The organism is Pseudomonas sp. F8002, assembly GCF_013385495.1.
Classification (GTDB): Bacteria; Pseudomonadota; Gammaproteobacteria; order Pseudomonadales; family Pseudomonadaceae; genus Aquipseudomonas.
In genome coordinates, this window is the sequence record NZ_JACAPW010000002.1 from 332333 (window position 1) to 346848 (window position 14516).

General features: G+C 62.2%; 18 protein-coding genes. 10 read left to right on the forward strand and 8 right to left on the reverse strand.

Annotated features, from left to right (window positions below):
• The first annotated feature begins 7 nt into the window (after nucleotides 1-7).
• Together HX811_RS03890 and HX811_RS03895 are read left to right on the forward strand one after the other, a co-directional pair.
• Nucleotides 8-574, forward strand: a complete 567-nt coding sequence (locus tag HX811_RS03890) for a TetR/AcrR family transcriptional regulator (protein WP_177019951.1) — start codon at nucleotides 8-10, stop codon at nucleotides 572-574.
• A gap of 16 nt (nucleotides 575-590) precedes the next feature.
• Entirely contained in the window at nucleotides 591-1016 is a 426-nt protein-coding gene (locus HX811_RS03895) for an N-acetyltransferase (RefSeq protein WP_008435362.1), read from the forward strand.
• Between the two features lie 3 nt (nucleotides 1017-1019).
• Here HX811_RS03895 and HX811_RS03900 read toward each other — a convergent pair whose 3' ends face one another.
• Nucleotides 1020-1535: a GNAT family N-acetyltransferase gene (locus HX811_RS03900; RefSeq protein ID WP_256344371.1), complete on the reverse strand. Its 516-nt coding sequence runs from the start codon at nucleotides 1533-1535 to the stop codon at nucleotides 1020-1022.
• Between the two features lie 132 nt (nucleotides 1536-1667).
• Between HX811_RS03900 and HX811_RS03905 the strand changes: the two genes are divergently transcribed.
• A complete protein-coding gene (locus HX811_RS03905; RefSeq protein WP_177044825.1) occupies nucleotides 1668-2348 on the forward strand; it encodes a class I SAM-dependent methyltransferase in 681 nt (226 codons plus the stop codon).
• A 14-nt stretch (nucleotides 2349-2362) separates the two neighbouring features.
• On the opposite strand, the gene HX811_RS03910 is transcribed toward HX811_RS03905, so the two are convergent.
• The gene (locus tag HX811_RS03910; protein WP_177044827.1) at nucleotides 2363-3568 is read right to left on the reverse strand and encodes a YgcG family protein; all 1206 of its coding nucleotides are present in this window, start codon (nucleotides 3566-3568) and stop codon (nucleotides 2363-2365) included.
• A 127-nt stretch (nucleotides 3569-3695) separates the two neighbouring features.
• On the opposite strand from HX811_RS03910, the gene HX811_RS03915 reads away from it, so the two are divergent.
• Together HX811_RS03915 and HX811_RS03920 are read left to right on the forward strand one after the other, a co-directional pair.
• Nucleotides 3696-4514 (forward strand): alpha/beta fold hydrolase, encoded by an 819-nt coding sequence (locus HX811_RS03915; protein WP_177044829.1) that lies wholly within the window; start codon nucleotides 3696-3698, stop codon nucleotides 4512-4514.
• Nucleotides 4501-5676 (forward strand): PAS domain-containing sensor histidine kinase, encoded by a 1176-nt coding sequence (locus HX811_RS03920; RefSeq protein WP_177044831.1) that lies wholly within the window; start codon nucleotides 4501-4503, stop codon nucleotides 5674-5676. Before HX811_RS03915 ends, HX811_RS03920 begins: the two co-directional genes overlap by 14 nt.
• Here HX811_RS03920 and dapF read toward each other — a convergent pair.
• Complete coding sequence (gene dapF / locus HX811_RS03925; protein ID WP_177044833.1) at nucleotides 5645-6478, reverse strand: diaminopimelate epimerase; 834 nt, start codon at nucleotides 6476-6478, stop codon at nucleotides 5645-5647. The two genes, HX811_RS03920 and dapF, sit on opposite strands and share 32 nt — an antisense overlap.
• Nucleotides 6479-6608: 130 nt before the next feature.
• Between dapF and HX811_RS03930 the strand changes: the two genes are divergently transcribed.
• Nucleotides 6609-7667 carry an alginate lyase family protein gene (locus tag HX811_RS03930; protein WP_177019944.1) on the forward strand — a complete coding sequence of 353 codons (1059 nt, stop codon included), beginning with the start codon at nucleotides 6609-6611 and terminating at the stop codon, nucleotides 7665-7667.
• A gap of 45 nt (nucleotides 7668-7712) precedes the next feature.
• Nucleotides 7713-8213, forward strand: coding sequence for an AAA family ATPase (locus HX811_RS03935; RefSeq protein WP_177044835.1), 501 nt, complete (start codon nucleotides 7713-7715; stop codon nucleotides 8211-8213).
• Here HX811_RS03935 and HX811_RS03940 read toward each other — a convergent pair.
• Nucleotides 8210-9772, reverse strand: a complete 1563-nt coding sequence (locus HX811_RS03940) for a murein L,D-transpeptidase (RefSeq protein ID WP_177044837.1) — start codon at nucleotides 9770-9772, stop codon at nucleotides 8210-8212. The genes HX811_RS03935 and HX811_RS03940 overlap by 4 nt on opposite strands.
• 37 nt (nucleotides 9773-9809) lie before the next feature.
• Here HX811_RS03940 and HX811_RS03945 point away from each other — a divergent pair, with 37 nt between their 5' ends.
• Nucleotides 9810-10523, forward strand: coding sequence for a murein L,D-transpeptidase catalytic domain family protein (locus tag HX811_RS03945; RefSeq protein WP_023658766.1), 714 nt, complete (start codon nucleotides 9810-9812; stop codon nucleotides 10521-10523).
• An 86-nt stretch (nucleotides 10524-10609) separates the two neighbouring features.
• Nucleotides 10610-11359: a creatininase family protein gene (locus tag HX811_RS03950; RefSeq protein ID WP_008435386.1), complete on the forward strand. Its 750-nt coding sequence runs from the start codon at nucleotides 10610-10612 to the stop codon at nucleotides 11357-11359.
• A gap of 155 nt (nucleotides 11360-11514) precedes the next feature.
• Here HX811_RS03950 and HX811_RS03955 read toward each other — a convergent pair whose 3' ends face one another.
• Together HX811_RS03955 and HX811_RS03960 are read right to left on the reverse strand one after the other, a co-directional pair.
• Nucleotides 11515-11856, reverse strand: coding sequence for a hypothetical protein (locus tag HX811_RS03955; RefSeq protein ID WP_003210199.1), 342 nt, complete (start codon nucleotides 11854-11856; stop codon nucleotides 11515-11517).
• Between the two features lie 29 nt (nucleotides 11857-11885).
• On the reverse strand, nucleotides 11886-12524 hold the full coding sequence (locus tag HX811_RS03960) for a hypothetical protein (RefSeq protein WP_023658765.1): 639 nt from the start codon (nucleotides 12522-12524) through the stop codon (nucleotides 11886-11888).
• Between the two features lie 143 nt (nucleotides 12525-12667).
• On the opposite strand from HX811_RS03960, the gene HX811_RS03965 reads away from it, so the two are divergent.
• Nucleotides 12668-12931 carry a hypothetical protein gene (locus HX811_RS03965; RefSeq protein ID WP_008435390.1) on the forward strand — a complete coding sequence of 88 codons (264 nt, stop codon included), beginning with the start codon at nucleotides 12668-12670 and terminating at the stop codon, nucleotides 12929-12931.
• Between the two features lie 15 nt (nucleotides 12932-12946).
• Here HX811_RS03965 and HX811_RS03970 read toward each other — a convergent pair whose 3' ends face one another.
• Complete coding sequence (locus HX811_RS03970) at nucleotides 12947-13678, reverse strand: GntR family transcriptional regulator (RefSeq protein ID WP_003210205.1); 732 nt, start codon at nucleotides 13676-13678, stop codon at nucleotides 12947-12949.
• Nucleotides 13679-13712: 34 nt separating this feature from the next.
• Nucleotides 13713-14345 (reverse strand): glutathione transferase, encoded by a 633-nt coding sequence (gene yfcF, locus HX811_RS03975; RefSeq protein WP_177044839.1) that lies wholly within the window; start codon nucleotides 14343-14345, stop codon nucleotides 13713-13715.
• Between the last annotated feature and the right edge of the window lie 171 nt (nucleotides 14346-14516).

Consider the following 14516-nt stretch of genomic DNA (forward strand, 5'->3'; position numbering starts at 1 on the left):
AATGTGCATGCGTGCGCAACGGACACCTCAACTGCCGCCACGCGAGCGGATCGTCGATGCGGCGCAAACGCTGTTTGTCGAACAGGGCATCACCCGTGTCAGCGTGGATGCCATTGCGGCACTGGCCGCCTCGACCAAGATGACCGTGTACCGGCATTTCGAGAATAAGGATGCGCTGGTGCTGGAGTGGCTGGAGCGCCTGACGGAAAGCTACAGCGATGTGCTGGATGGCCTGGCGCAGCAACACCCCGACTCCCCCAGGGAACAGCTGCTGGGCTTGGCGGTTTTTATCGTCGACGACCTGGAACGGGCGGGCTATCGCGGTTGCCCGTTTACCAACACCCTCGCGGAAATTCCGGAGGCCGATCACCCTGCGCGAGCGCTGATCCAGGCGCATAAAAAACGCCAGTTTGAGCGGGTGAAGCTGCTGTGCACGCAGCTCAAGGCGAGCAAGCCCGGGGAGCTGGCTGAAGAGCTGACGTTGTTGATGGAAGGTGCCCAGGTGGTTGCGCAAAACAAAGGCGTGGATCAGGTGGGTGAACGGCTGATGCGGATGGTGCGGGAACGGCTTTGACAGGGAGCAGAACCTGATGAAACAGCATTTGATTGAGATAGGTGACCAACCAGACGCCGAAGCCGAGCAGCTTCTCGGCAAGGGACTCGCCGCCTTCAACGAACACATCACCGGCTCCAATGACCGACGTCCGTTGACGGTGCTGATCAAGGATCCCGACACCGGTGAAACCCTCGGCGGCATCACCGGCAAAACCAGCCTCGGCATGGCGTTCCTCGACCTGTTCCATTTGCCCGATGCGCTGCGTGGTTCAGGCCTGGGTACATCGCTGCTGAAGGCGTTCGAAGACGAAGCCCGTCACCGAGGGTGCCGCTCGGCGGTGCTGTACACCATCAGTTTCCAGGCCCCGGAATTTTACGAGAAGAATGGGTGGGTACGTTTTGGTGAAATACCCTGCGACCCGCAAGGCAGCAGCCGGGTTTTCCTCAGCAAAACGCTCTGACGGCTAGACGCCAAGCCTTTTGCCAAACAACCGATTTTCATGGGTTTCATTCTGGAACGTATACGCAGGCGCCCCCAGTAGCTCATAACCACGACGCGGGTAAAAACCCAGCGCCCGCTCGTTGCCGACCCACACCGTCGCCCACAACAAAGAAGCGCCACCCTGCCCTGCACGCTGTTCAGCCGCTTGCAGCAAACGGTAGCCGAGTCCGAGCCCGGTAAACCGTTCCTGGATGTAGAGCCGCTGCAACTCCGCCGGTTTCGGGGTTGAGATCAGCGCATGGCTGGTGTCCATCGCCACCTGGGCAAACCCCACCAGATGCCCGTTCGCTTCAGCGACGATGATGGCCGTGCCCGGCTGGGCGATCAGCGCGGAAATCGTCTGGGGCGAAAACGCTTGCAGCGCCTCGGCGGCGATTGAGTCGCGAATGCCTTCGGTGGCGTAAGTATCGAGAAAAACCTGCATGCCCAGCACACCAACGCATAACGCGTCTTCAGGCCGTGCATCGCGGATAAGCATGTCGGGAAGCATTCGAGGGGTACTCTCAAAATCAGCAAAGGCAACGTTTTAACACAACTGCACATCTCTTCAATTGCCAGCCTGAATTTGCCCCAGTAGGGTTGTCGCTTCCCCCGCCAACAGGAGCCAGCAATGACCTGGTTTTCAGATCCCGACGCTGTCGCCCGCTACGCCGAAGGCCCGGTGAGGCTGGTGCCGGGTTTCGAGTCCTTGCAGCGCATGAGCACGCTGCTGCTGCGCGAAAGCGTCTCGGCCACCGGCAAGGTATTGGTACTCGGCGCAGGCGGTGGGCTGGAGTTGAAGAAGTTTGCCGACAGTCAGCCCGAGTGGCAGTTTGTGGGGGTGGACCCGTCTGCCGAGATGCTGAAGCTGGCCGAGGCCACCTTGGGTCCGCTGATGGCCCGAGTGCAGTTGCATGAAGGCTATATCGATACCGCGCCCGAGGGGCCGTTCGATGCCGCCACGTCCTTGCTGACCTTGCACTTCATCCCGGCCGAAGAGCGTCTGCAAACCTTGAAAGAACTGTGGCGGCGCTTGTTGCCGGGCGCGCCTTTGATTGCGGCGCATCACAGCTTCCCGCAGTCGTCGCCAGAGGAAAAAGCGCGCTGGCTGAAGCGTTATGCGGCCTATGCCGTGGATTCCGGCGTACCGGCTGAAGATGCCCTGCGGGCGATTGCCGCCATCAGCAGCCACTTGCCGGTGCTGTCACCCAACGACGATGAAGCGCTGCTACGGGAGGCAGGCTTCGAAGGTGTGGAACTGTTCTACGCGGGCTTCAGCTTCAAGGGCTGGATTGCCTACAAGCCCGCCTAGCTTCCGGGGGAGGCTTACCAACTCCCCGACGCCCCACCCCCACCACTGGAACCACCACCACCCGATGAGCTGCTGCTGGAACTGGAACTCGAACCGGAGGAGCTGGAGCCCCCACCAGACCCCGACCCCGACCCGCCGCTGATACCGTGGGCAAAGATGAACAGCGCCGCGAACGAAGCGAAAGGAAACGCCAGCAGCCATCCCGTGGCGCCCTTGTCAATCAATGCCCCGACGATCCCGTACACCGCCAGCACCGCCACCAGCCGCACGATAAAGCCCACCTGGCTCTCTTGCCACATGCTCTTCATCACTAGGAACAGGCCGAGATACAGGCCCAGGACCAGCAACCCTGCGAATGGATAAGCCAGCCAGTGAATAAGGGATATCTCGCGCACGAAGTTATCGGTCAGCAGCACGCCGGCGATATAGCCCAACAGCACCAGCACGGTGTAAAACGCCGCCCTCGCCTGCCACAGCGCGCCGAAAGTAGCGCCACCGATCAGCATGCACAGGGGCAGCAACAGCAAATAGACCGGCCAGTCCTTGCCGCCCGCAACCGCCACCAGCGCCACGGTGACAACGACCACCGCCATCAGGGCCCGGCGCCAAGGGAGTTTTTCGGCGCCCATCAATACCCCGACCACCCCGCCGAAAATGAACGCGAGGAGCACCGCATACGCTTCAGGCGGAAAACCGGCCTTGGCCACCTCGGGCAAATTGCCGCCGTCCACCAACAGCGTCAGGTCGTCCACCGCCTGCTGCACGCCGCCGGCGTAATCGCCCTGGCGAAACGCCGGGGTGATGTGTTCTTCGATGATGCGGTGGGCCAGCAGGTCGGTGACCACGCCTTCCAGGCCGTAACCGACTTCGATCCGCACCTTGCGATCGTCCTTCGCCACCAGCAGCAGGATGCCGTCGTTGACGTCCTTGCGCCCCAGTTTCCAGGCGCGGAACAGTTGGTTGGCGAAGTCCTCGATGCCCACGCCATCGGTGCTCGGCAGCAGCATCACCGCCACCTGTGCGCCCTTGCGTTGTTCCAGACCGGCGAGTTGCGTGGTCATACGCGATTGAGTGGCAGCGTCGAGGGTTTGGGTCAGGTCGATCACGCGCCGGTCCAGCGCAACCGTGACCGGCGCCGGGGGAACGGTATCGGCCCACACCTGCGAGCCGGAAACGATCAGTAGCAAGCCCAAGACACATTGCCGTAGGAACACCATCATGTTTTGTTACCTGAAGTTTCATCCTGAATCGGCCGACTTTACCCTATCGACGCTATAAACAGGTGACCCGACGCCACCGACTATCTAGACTTACGCCACCCCCACACACGCCCTACACGAGAACGCCATGGACCTTCAGCAGCGCAACAACGTCAGGGTGTATGGCAGCGGTCCCTCGACCCTGGTTTTCTCCCATGGCTTCGGGTGTGATCAAACCATGTGGAATTATCTGTTTCCACACTTCACCGGCCGTTTCCGCGTGGTGCTGTATGACCTGGTGGGGGCTGGCCAGTCTGATCTGGACGCGTACGACAGCGAAAAATACAGCTCACTCGCCGGCTACGCCCACGACTTGGGCGAGATTGTTGATGAATACGCCGTGGGCCCGGTGGTGCTGGTGGGGCACTCCGTCAGCGCGATGATCGGCGCCCTGGCCGATCGCCAGGCGCCCGGAACAATCGCCGCCCATGTGATGATCGGTCCTTCGCCCTGCTATATCGATTCCGGTGACTACACGGGCGGGTTCACCCTCGACGATATCCATTCGTTGCTCGATACCCTCGACAGCAATTACCTCGGCTGGTCCAGCACCATGGCCCCGGTAATCATGGGCGCACCCGGGCAACCTGCACTCGGCGAAGAACTGACCAACAGTTTCTGCCGCACCGAGCCGGACATCGCCAAGCGCTTCGCACGGGTAACCTTCCTGTCGGACAACCGCCAGGACATCGCGGGCCTGATGACCCCCACCCTGATTCTGCAATCCACCGACGACTTGATCGCACCGGTGTGCGTCGGTGAGTACCTGCATGCCGCGTTGCCCGCCAGCACGTACTGCCTGGTCGATAACGTGGGGCATTGCCCGCACATGAGCGCACCCGGAGCCTGTTCAGCGGCCATGGACAGTTTCCTGTTGCCATGGGTGGGTGCCGATGCCAGCCGATAACCTGTCGTTGCCGGACTCTCAACGTTTGTTCGACGGTGCGCCCTGCGCCTTGGTAGTCACCCGGGAAGACGGCACCATCGTGCAGGCCAACCAGTGCTTCAGCGACTGGACCGGCTTCAGCGTCGAGGAGTTGAAGGAACGACGGTTCCAGGACCTGCTGACGATGGGCGGGCGGATCTTCCATCAGACGCACCTGGCGCCGCTGATGAAAATGCAGGGCTCCATCGCTGAAGTAAAACTCGACCTGCTGCACCGTGACCGACGCACCGTCACGGTATTGCTCAACGGCGTCAGGTACGAACATGCCGGCATTGCCTATAACGAACTGGCCCTCTTCGGCACCACCGACCGCGACAAGTACGAGCGTGAACTGCTCAATGCCCGCAAACTGGCTGAAGCCTTGTTGCAGGAAAAGACCGCCACTGAAGTCGCGCTGCAGCAGGCCCAGGCCGAACTGAGCAGCGCCTATGAAATCGCCCAGCGCCGGGCGCTGTTTGCCGAGCAGATGGTCGCGATTGTCAGCCATGACCTGAAGAACCCGCTTACCGCGATCAAGATGGCCTCGGAGTTCCTCGCCCGTGGCGAGCGCAGCCCCAAGGAGCGCCAACTCCTGGGGCATATCGGCCTGTCCACCGAACGGGCGCAGCGGATGATCGCCGACTTGCTGGACTTCACCCAGGCCAGAGTCGGCCAGGGCATCAGCATCAATCCCGTAGCACTCGACCTGCACGCCGTCACCCATGACAGTCTCGACGAGTTGCAAGTGGCGTTCCCCACGGCGACCCTCGAACATCACGCCACGGGCAGCGCCCGCACGTTCCTGGATGCCGACCGCATACAACAAATCATCGGCAACCTGGTGGCCAACAGCGTGGCGTACGGCGACCTGCAACAGCCGATTACCGTCACCTCGCACCAGGACGCACAAGAGAGCCGGCTCTCGGTGCACAACCACGGCCCGGCGATTCCCGAAGCGTTGATGGCCGGCTTGTTTGAGCCCATGACCCGAGGCACGGAGCAGGACAGTGAGGTGCGTAGCGTTGGCCTGGGGCTGTTTATCGTGCGGGAAATTGCCAAGGCCCATGATGGAGGTGTTTCGGTGAGCTCAAGCCCGGACCGGGGCACCATCTTCAGTGTGCACTTTCCATTGCGCCACCCATGAGCGCGGCAGCCACAGTGCCGTGAACAACGGTTTGGACTGGCCCCGTCAACACCACGCCGCCACGCCCATCCCAATGCACCGTCACGGTACCGCCATCGCATTGCACGTCGACGGTGTCATCCAACAGCCCACGACGAATCCCGTTGACCACCGCGCCACAACAGCACGAGCCCGAGCCCTGCGGGATGCCGCCGCCCCGCTCCCAGATGCGCAGGCGGATATGGCTGCGATCCAGCACTTGCACGAAATGCACGTTGGTCTTGTTGGGGAACAGCGGGTGGGTTTCCAACGACGGCCCAAGCGTCGCGATATCGACCGCCGCCAGGTCGTCGACAAAGAAGGTGCAATGCGGGTTGCCCATGCTGCACGCCGCCGGGTCGCCCTCCAGCGGCAAGCGTTCGGTGTCCATCGCTTGCGCCAGCGGAATAGCTTCCCAGCCCACTGACGGCCGCCCCATGTCCACCGACACCCGCTGCGCCGATTCGCGCACGCAGGTCAGCAGCCCCCGGTTGGTTCGCAGCACGAGGGTGGCAGTGCCGGCTTCGCGCATCAGCATGTCTGCAACCCCTCGGGTGGCGCTGCCGCAGGTGTCGAGCGGGGTGCCGTTGGGGTTCCAGAATTTGATACGGGCGGCCGCGTCAGTGCAGTCGAGCACCACGGCCAATTGATTGAAGCCGATGCCGCGATGACGGTCACCCAGGCGGCGGGCGATTTCAGCGGTGATCGGGTCATCCTGGCCGCGCCGGTCGATCACGATGAAATCATCACCGTGGGCGTGCATCTTCACGAACTGCAAAGTCATGGGGCGTCCTGTTCTCGACCGGGCTTGGCGGGCTAGGATAGGGGGCTGGCGGGTATTTCATCAAATTCCCATCACGGGCATGGTAGCGTGGCTGCGCCCCGATCGGGTCAATCCATCCCTGAGGAACAGCATGCTCCAACGCCCTCTGCACACCGTGGCCCTCGCCGCGCTGCTCGCCGCGTTCGCCAACGCCGCCTTTGCCGCGCCCCAGGTCCTGAGTGCCTGCCAGCCCGCCACCTCGAATCCGACCTCCAAATCGCTGCTGGCTGCCGCCCAGCGCCACCTCGGCGACCAGCCCGACGCCCTGCCCCATCTGCACACCGAAGGTACCCTGCCGAACCACGGCATCCGCGAGCAAAGCATCGCCGCCGAGAAGGATTGGCCAGTCATGCGCCAAGCGGCCCTGGCCTGGCGCCTGAGCCGTGACACGCGCTACCTCAAGCAAGTGGATGACTACCTGAGCGCGTGGGCCAGCACCTACCAGCCGGACTTCAACCCGATCGACGAAACCAACCTCGACATGCTGATCAGCGCCTACGCCCTCACCGCCAGCGACCTTCGCCCCCAGACCCGCGACGCCACCCGCGCGCTGCTGACCCACCTGGGCAATGGCTATATCGAGCGCATCAAGCAGTTCCACGGCGAAAAGAAAGCCACCAACACCAATAACTGGCAGAGCCACCGCGTAAAACTGGTCACGGTGGCCGCCGCCGCACTGGGCGACCGCGAGATGCTCGAACAGGCCTTCCAGCTGTTCCGGCAACAGATCAACGACAACGTACTGCCCGACGGCTCGGTGAGCGACTTCCAGGACCGTGACGCCCTGCACTATGTGGTCTACGACCTGGAGCCGCTGGTGCAGGCCGCATTGGCGGCCAAGCCCTACGGCATTGGCGGCAACTGGCTGGACGTCACCGCGCCCCACGGCGGCTCGCTGAGCGAAGCACTGGACTGGCTTGCGCCGTATGCCAAAGGCCAGCGCAGCCACGAAGAGTTCGTGCATACCCACGTGCAGTTCGACCGGGACCGGGCCCGCGTAGGTGAGCCTGGCTACAGCGGCGAATGGAACCCGAAAAGCAGCAATACGCTGTACTGGCTGGCGGCGCAGTTGGACGCCCGGTATCTGCCGGTGGCCGAACAACTCGCGCCCAAGCCTTCGGACTGGATCAGCGCCTGTTATTTGAAGTGAGTCGCCCCGTAGACTGAGCCGACTCACCCCTTCGAAGGATCGACCATGCTTATTGTGTTCAGCGGCCTGCCCGGCACCGGGAAGACCACGATTGCCAAGGCCCTTGCCGGCCAATCCGTCGCCGTGTATCTGCGCATCGACACCATCGAGCAGGCCATCCGCGACGCAGGGGTCCTGGAGCAAGGTGTGGGCAGCAGCGGTTACCATGTGGCCAATGCGTTGGCGTTGAGCAACCTGTTGCTGGGCCGCACGGTTGTCGTCGATTGCGTTAACCCGGTGGCTGAAAGTCGTCAGGCGTGGCGCGACACTGCGCTAAGCGCCGGTATGCCGCTGGTGAATATCCAGGTGGTTTGCTCCGACATGTCGGAACACCAACGCCGCGTGGAATCACGCACCAGCGATATTCCGGGGCTCACGCCGCCCACCTGGCAGTCCGTCCTGGCCCATGAATATGAGCCATGGGTCGAGTCGCCATTGACCGTCGATACGGCGCGCTTGTCTCCCCATGAGGCGCTGACGATGATCAACGCTCAGCTAAGCGCCTAGAGCGCACTCTCCATCGCTTTCATCAACACCGGGTCGCGCCCGTAAATGTCCGGCGCGTAGAGCAACGCGCCCTTGCCATCGACCTGCACCGTCCAATACCCCAGCAGCACCGGTACCGGCGTCGCGAGCCGGAACTCGTGGGTGGTTTCCGTCGCCAGCAATTCTTCGGTGCGGATCTTCTCCGCCGGGCTCACCAGCAAGTCGCGCAACAGCAGCGGCTGCTCAACCCTCACACATCCCGAACTGAAGGCCCGCGGGCCCTTGGAGAACAGCGGCTGGCTCGGCGTGTCGTGCAAGTACACCGAATACGGGTTGGGAAAGCGCAGCACGATCCGGCCCAGCGGGTTGCGCGGGCCGGCGCCCTGGCGCAGCAGGATGTTGCCGGGGTGCGACCAGTCCACCTGTTCCGGTGCCAGCGGGTTGCCCTGGCTGTCGAGCACTTGCAGGTTCTGCTGGCGCAGGTATTCGGGGTTCAGGCGGATCGCCGGCAGCTTGTCCTCGCGCATGATGGTGGGCGGGATGGTCCAGGTGGGGTTCAGGGTCAGCCGGGTGATGCGCGACTTCAGCAGCGGCGTCTGGCGGTCGGCGCGGCCGACTTGCAGGCGGGTTTGCCACACGGGCACGCCGCCCTGGTAGAAGCTCAGTTGCGCCGCGGCCACGTTCACCAGCACGCCCTCGGGTTCCAGGTCCCGGGACAGCCAGCGAAACCGTTCAAGGTTGATGCGCAATTGTTCGCGGCGAATCGCCGGGCTGATGTTCAGCTCGGTGACCGTGCCGGGGCCGATCACGCCGTCGGCTTGCAGGGAATGGCTTTGCTGGAAGGTCTTGACCGCGTTGACCAACTCGCCACGGTATTGCGTCCCCGCGGAGGTGGCGCTCAGGTAGCCGCCATTGACCATTCGCCGCGCCAGTTGCGGCACCCGCGAATCGTCCATGCCCGGGCGCAACAGCGGGCCGCTGGCCACGGCTTCCCAATGCTGCAACGGTTGCTGGCGCAAGGCGGCGTAGGCGCTGCGCAGGCCAAGGTATAGCGGCGCGCTCGGGCGGGCCTGGTCGAAGGCTTGGGCGACGTTCTGCATGCCGGCCTCGGCCATGGCCAGCAATTGGGTGTCGGGGTCCGGGGCCGGTTGCGAATGCCAGACGGGCTCGAAGCGCGACTGCTGCAAGCGGCCGAAATGCAGGTCCTGCAGGGCTTGCAGGTACTGCTGGCTGGTACCGATGTCGATGCACAGCACGTTCCCCGTGGCATCCGCCGGGGGCAGTCTATAGTGAGTCGGATCCAGGCCATCGTCGGCCAGCAACTGCAGTTGGGCTAGCAATGCGGCGCGGCGATCCCCCTCGGACCACAGCACCACGTCGCCCTGCTGCTGATAAAACGCCTGCAAACGCGCCAGAGAAGGCGCATCGACCTGCCCGTCCGGGCCTGGGCAAACGGTCGACAATTGCGAGAGCGCCAATTGCACCGGGGCCGGCGACACCACCAACAGGTCTTCGGCTGTCGCGACCAGCGGTGCAACGAGCAGGCAAATGCTCAAGTAACATGCGTGTTTTTTGAACAATCGCTTAGCTCCCATCCACGGCGGAGATGCTTTATACATGCTGACCTTTTGCTGCCGACTCGGCCTGATCATCTCGACCTTTGCCTCGCTGAGCACCGTTGCGCTCGCAGACACGGGTAAACCTCTTACTCTGTATAGCAGCCTCGCCCACGCCGCTCCAGAACTCAACCCCGATGTACTGAAAAGAGCCTTGAGCGCCATGCAATGCGCGGTGGGCAATGGCATCGAACAGTCCGACCGGCTGGCGGTGATCGACTATTCCCAACCTTCGACCGCTCGTCGCCTATGGATCTTCGACCTGCGCAAGAAGACATTAGTGCTGCGGGATTTGGTGGCCCACGGACAAAAATCCGGGGAAAACTTCGCCACCCAGTTCTCCAACCGTGAAGGCAGTTACCAGTCCAGCATTGGCTTGTTCCGCACCCAGGAGAGCTACGAAGGCGCCCACGGCTACTCGCTGCGCATGGACGGCCTGGAACCGGGTTTCAATGACCGTGCACGGGACCGCGCCATCGTGATCCATGCCGCCGACTATGTAAGCCCATTGTGGAGCAAGCGCGAAGGCCGTATCGGCCGCAGCCAGGGCTGCCCCGCCGTACGCCCGCAGGTAGCGCGCCAAGTGGTGGACAAACTCAAGGACGGCCAGTTCATGTTTTCCTGGTACCCCGACCAGCGCTGGCTGAAGTCCTCGGCTTACCTCAACTGCAAGCCGCGCCAGATGGCAAGTGCCGGTACTGTCAAAGGCGGTTGATGCTCTCGCTGTTGCCGTGCACCATGCGGCTCACGCCACCAGGAACTCCACCGTGTTCCTGGGCTTGATGAGAGAGAGAACCTGAGATGCTTTTACATCAATCCACCTGGATCGAGATTGGCCAGTTTCTGGAACGCAGCCGCAGCATCGTGATTCCCATCGGCTCCAACGAACAACACGGCCCCACCGGCCTGTTGGGCACCGACTGGATGTGCCCGGAAATCATTGCCCATGAAGCGCAGAAGAACGCCGACATCCTGATCGGCCCGACCTTCAACATCGGCATGGCCCAGCACCACCTGGGCTTCCCGGGCACCATTTCCCTGCGCCCTTCGACCTTTATCGCGGCGATTGGTGATTGGGTACGCTCGTTGGCAGGCCATGGTTTCGAGAAGATCCTGTTTCTCAATGGCCACGGCGGCAATATTGCCTCGATCGAAGCGGCGTTCTCCGAGCTGTATGCCGAAGCCAGCTTCAGCGGGCGCCCGTCGGGTTATGCGCTGAAACTGTGCAACTGGTGGGACCTGGAAGGCGTGAACGAGCTGGCGCACCAGCAGTTCCCGGTGGGCCATGGCAGCCATGCCACGCCGTCGGAGATTGCCGTGACCCAATGGGCCTACCCGGACGCGATCAAGTCGGCTGACTACTCGCCGCAAATCGCCAACACCGGCCCGATCCGCGAAGCCCGCGACTTCCGCGCGCGATTCCCGGATGGGCGCATGGGTTCAGACCCGGCGCTGGCCACCCCGCAAAAAGGCGGTGAGTTGGTGGCGTTGGCGGCCAAGGGGTTGGTGAAAGCGGTCGAGACGTTCAGCAGCGAGCCAAAGCCGAGCTGAATCATTCGCTCAAGACAATGAAGATCAACTGTGGGAGCTGTCGAGCTTAAGCGAGGCTGCGATGGGATCACCTCGGTGTCACTGTCATACCGCAGCGATGCCATCGCAGCCTCGCTAAAGCTCGACAGCTCCCACATCAGATCCTCGCTCGTCGATTACAGGCAATCCTGCGCCGCATGCTCGAACCGCGACGGCTTGAACGTCGATGCCAACGGCTTGCGCTCGTACAGGAACACCTTGCCGCCGTCCTGGGACTTGTAGACTTCGAGGATGTTGTCCGCGGCGATCTTGCTGCTCACCACGATCCGGGCATGCCGCGAATTCTGCGTGACCGTGGAGGTCATGCCGTTTTTCTCGAACTTGGGCACTACGCACTGCACGTAGGCTTCAGGGTCCTTGGCGGTTTGCAGGGTAAGGGTTGGGGCATTGGGGGCGGATGCACAGCCCGTCATCAATAAAGAAGCAGAAGCCATCGCTGGCACTAACAACACGCGCATAAAAATTCCTGAAAAATAAACGAAGTGGGCTAACCGGCAGCGACCAACGCCTTGAGCGAGGCATCGAACTGCTTTAATGCGTTCAACTGAACGTCGCGCTGCTGCCCAATCTGTGCAGCGATCTGGGGCGCCGTTTTGTCATGTACCCACACATTAGGCAAGTGCATTTGCATCGAACCCTCGGCTTTGGCGATGTATTGCAGGTCAAGGTCATAGAACTTGGCAACAAACCGCGCTTCCACCCGATCGTTACGCTGGGTCAGCAATTGGTTGTAGGTATCGAGCATCACCACCACATCCGGGTGCGCCTGCAACAGCGCATCAAGGTTGTCGTAACGGGTGACCGAGGCAAAGGTGTGCCGCAACGAAGCCATCAGCCAGTCAATCGCCAGGTCCGGGTCGGAACTGTCGACGAAGGCCTGGCGAATCTGCTCGTCCAGCTGGCCCTTGGCACCATTGACCGCCATGGCGTGGTAGCGCGCCAGGTACTCAAGGTTGTCGAGGGTGTTGTCGCTGTAGAGCACGCCGACCGATTGCGAATGCTGCAACCCGACCGGGCTGGCGACGATTGGCGCCAGGTGGCTGGCTTGAAGCCCCCCGGCCGACGCAGAGCCAACCATTGTGCTCATCAGCAGCGCCACCAGGGCCAAACCGGTAAAAGTCCTCATCGCAGGGTCCTTGCACATCATGTTCAATGATGGCAATTGTCCTCCTTTTTCAGAAAAACAGAACTCGCAATACTTGATGGTGACTATTATCTAGAGCAATAGTGTCGTGCAGGCCGCCTCACACAAAATGATAAGGAACGCCTATGAAGCCCCACCAAAAAACCTTCGATCGCATCCGTGAAGCTGTGCTTCCGGAGTTTCGCGAGCGGGTTGCCGATTACCTGGTCGACTATGAGGAAGTGCTGCTGGACAACGCCGCCGAACCGGAAGTGGTCTACGCGATTGCCCAGCAATTGCGTGGCTACTTGCGCGGCTTGAACACCACCCGGGTGCTGGGCATGGCCGACTGGGAAGACCTTGACCGCCGGGTGGTGCAAAGCTGGCTGGTGCTGCTCAAAGCCGAATAGCACCGCGCCTCAAGCTCAGCGTATATCCACGCGATAACGGAAATGTTCGGCGTGGCCACGGCCGCGTCGCAACTCCAGGGGTTGGCCGGCGTAATCCCGGGCCAGCCGCTCGATCACCATCACCGGGCTGCCCACCGGCACCTGCAACCAGCGGGCCCACACGTCATCGATGGACTCGGCGGTGAGGGCTTCCTCGGCAGATGCCACGACTTGCCCGCAGACTTCTTCGTAGGTGGGGTACAACAGCAATCCCTGCCGGGTCAGATCCACGTCCAGCAGCGCCTGGAACCGCTCGCGGGGCAGCCAGATTTCCTCGGCCAGCACTGGCCCGGTGTCCAGCACGTGTACCCGCACGATGCAGATTACCGGCGCATCCGCTGCCAGCCCCAGCACCTCGCTCACCGACAACGGCGCCTTCACCGGCTTGACCGACAGGATCCGGCTCTGCGGCAGCTGACATTCACCGCCCGGGCCCTGGAAGCGGAAACACCGGAACAACGACGATTGAAACTTCGGGCGGCGCACAAACGTACCACGGCCCTGCTGGCGCTCCAGAATGCCCTCGCCCACCAATGCCTCGATCGCTTTACGCACGGTGCCGGTAGACAGCTGGTACTGGGTGGACAACACCGCTTCAGGGGGAATAGCCGCACCGGCGCGCCAGTGATTATTGGCAATCTGCTCAATCAGATGATCCCGAAAACGCTGGTACAGCGGCAGGCGGGAGTCACTCGACAGTATATTCATGGACCAGGATTCACTTTGTAATTGAGGAGTGTGACTACAGCGACGGTCGTGCCTGCTTGACCCATTCCTGGACCGAAGGCCGTTGCCATTGGCGCTGGGCGTACGCCACCAGGTTGGCGGGCACGCTGTCACCGTTGAGGATCAGCCGATTGAGCATCACGGCCAGGTCCACGTCGGCAATCGACCACGCGCCGAACAGGTAGTCGCGGCCGTCGGCCAACAGCGCCTGCGCCGCGTTGATCAGCGTGTGGGCCGCTGCTTCAGCAACCGGCGACAGCGGTTCGCCCTTGAGCCCGTAAAACACCACCAGGGTCGAACGTTCCTGCCGAATCGGCATCAAGTCACTGCGCAACCACGCCTGCACCTGCCGCGCCCTCGCCCGCTGGCGGGGTTCGGCCGGGTACACCGGCACCTGCGGGAACATATCCTCCAGGTACTCGGTTATCGCCGACGACTCGGACAGCGCAAACTCACCCTGCACCAGGGTCGGTACGCGCCCGGTCAGCGACAAGTGCGTGTACGCGTCAGTCTGGTTCTCGGCCGTGTCGAGGTTCAAGGTGAGCAGTTCAAATTCAAGGCCCTTTTCCCGCAGGGTCACAAACGCCGACATCGCGTAGGGACTGGTGAAATGGGCGTCAACGTACAGGCTCAGCGGGCGATGGTTCACGGCGACATCTCCTTGGTGGGAGCACCACACTACGAGATCGCGCCGCGCAAATGAAATGCGCGGTTTTTATGGGGGCATTCCTGGCTGGAATACCATCGATAATGGCAATACTATGGCCCCTTGAACCCCACCCGTAACGCCCCGAAAAGCGGATCAAGGAACGATCACTAG

Bases quoted from the DNA above. Each gene is read 5' to 3' on its own strand.
- dapF (WP_177044833.1), bottom strand. From the start codon at position 6,478: ATGACTTTGCAGTTCGTGAAGATGCACGCCCACGGTGATGATTTCATC.
- HX811_RS03950 (WP_008435386.1), top strand. From the start codon at position 10,610: ATGCTTTTACATCAATCCACCTGGATCGAGATTGGCCAGTTTCTGGAA.
- HX811_RS03945 (WP_023658766.1), top strand. From the start codon at position 9,810: ATGCTGACCTTTTGCTGCCGACTCGGCCTGATCATCTCGACCTTTGCC.
- HX811_RS03905 (WP_177044825.1), top strand. From the start codon at position 1,668: ATGACCTGGTTTTCAGATCCCGACGCTGTCGCCCGCTACGCCGAAGGC.
- HX811_RS03890 (WP_177019951.1), top strand. From the start codon at position 8: ATGCGTGCGCAACGGACACCTCAACTGCCGCCACGCGAGCGGATCGTC.
- HX811_RS03955 (WP_003210199.1), bottom strand. From the start codon at position 11,856: ATGCGCGTGTTGTTAGTGCCAGCGATGGCTTCTGCTTCTTTATTGATG.
- HX811_RS03915 (WP_177044829.1), top strand. From the start codon at position 3,696: ATGGACCTTCAGCAGCGCAACAACGTCAGGGTGTATGGCAGCGGTCCC.
- HX811_RS03960 (WP_023658765.1), bottom strand. From the start codon at position 12,524: ATGAGGACTTTTACCGGTTTGGCCCTGGTGGCGCTGCTGATGAGCACA.
- HX811_RS03930 (WP_177019944.1), top strand. From the start codon at position 6,609: ATGCTCCAACGCCCTCTGCACACCGTGGCCCTCGCCGCGCTGCTCGCC.
- HX811_RS03935 (WP_177044835.1), top strand. From the start codon at position 7,713: ATGCTTATTGTGTTCAGCGGCCTGCCCGGCACCGGGAAGACCACGATT.
- HX811_RS03895 (WP_008435362.1), top strand. From the start codon at position 591: ATGAAACAGCATTTGATTGAGATAGGTGACCAACCAGACGCCGAAGCC.
- HX811_RS03910 (WP_177044827.1), bottom strand. From the start codon at position 3,568: ATGATGGTGTTCCTACGGCAATGTGTCTTGGGCTTGCTACTGATCGTT.
- HX811_RS03900 (WP_256344371.1), bottom strand. From the start codon at position 1,535: ATGCTTATCCGCGATGCACGGCCTGAAGACGCGTTATGCGTTGGTGTG.
- HX811_RS03970 (WP_003210205.1), bottom strand. From the start codon at position 13,678: ATGAATATACTGTCGAGTGACTCCCGCCTGCCGCTGTACCAGCGTTTT.
- HX811_RS03920 (WP_177044831.1), top strand. From the start codon at position 4,501: ATGCCAGCCGATAACCTGTCGTTGCCGGACTCTCAACGTTTGTTCGAC.
- HX811_RS03965 (WP_008435390.1), top strand. From the start codon at position 12,668: ATGAAGCCCCACCAAAAAACCTTCGATCGCATCCGTGAAGCTGTGCTT.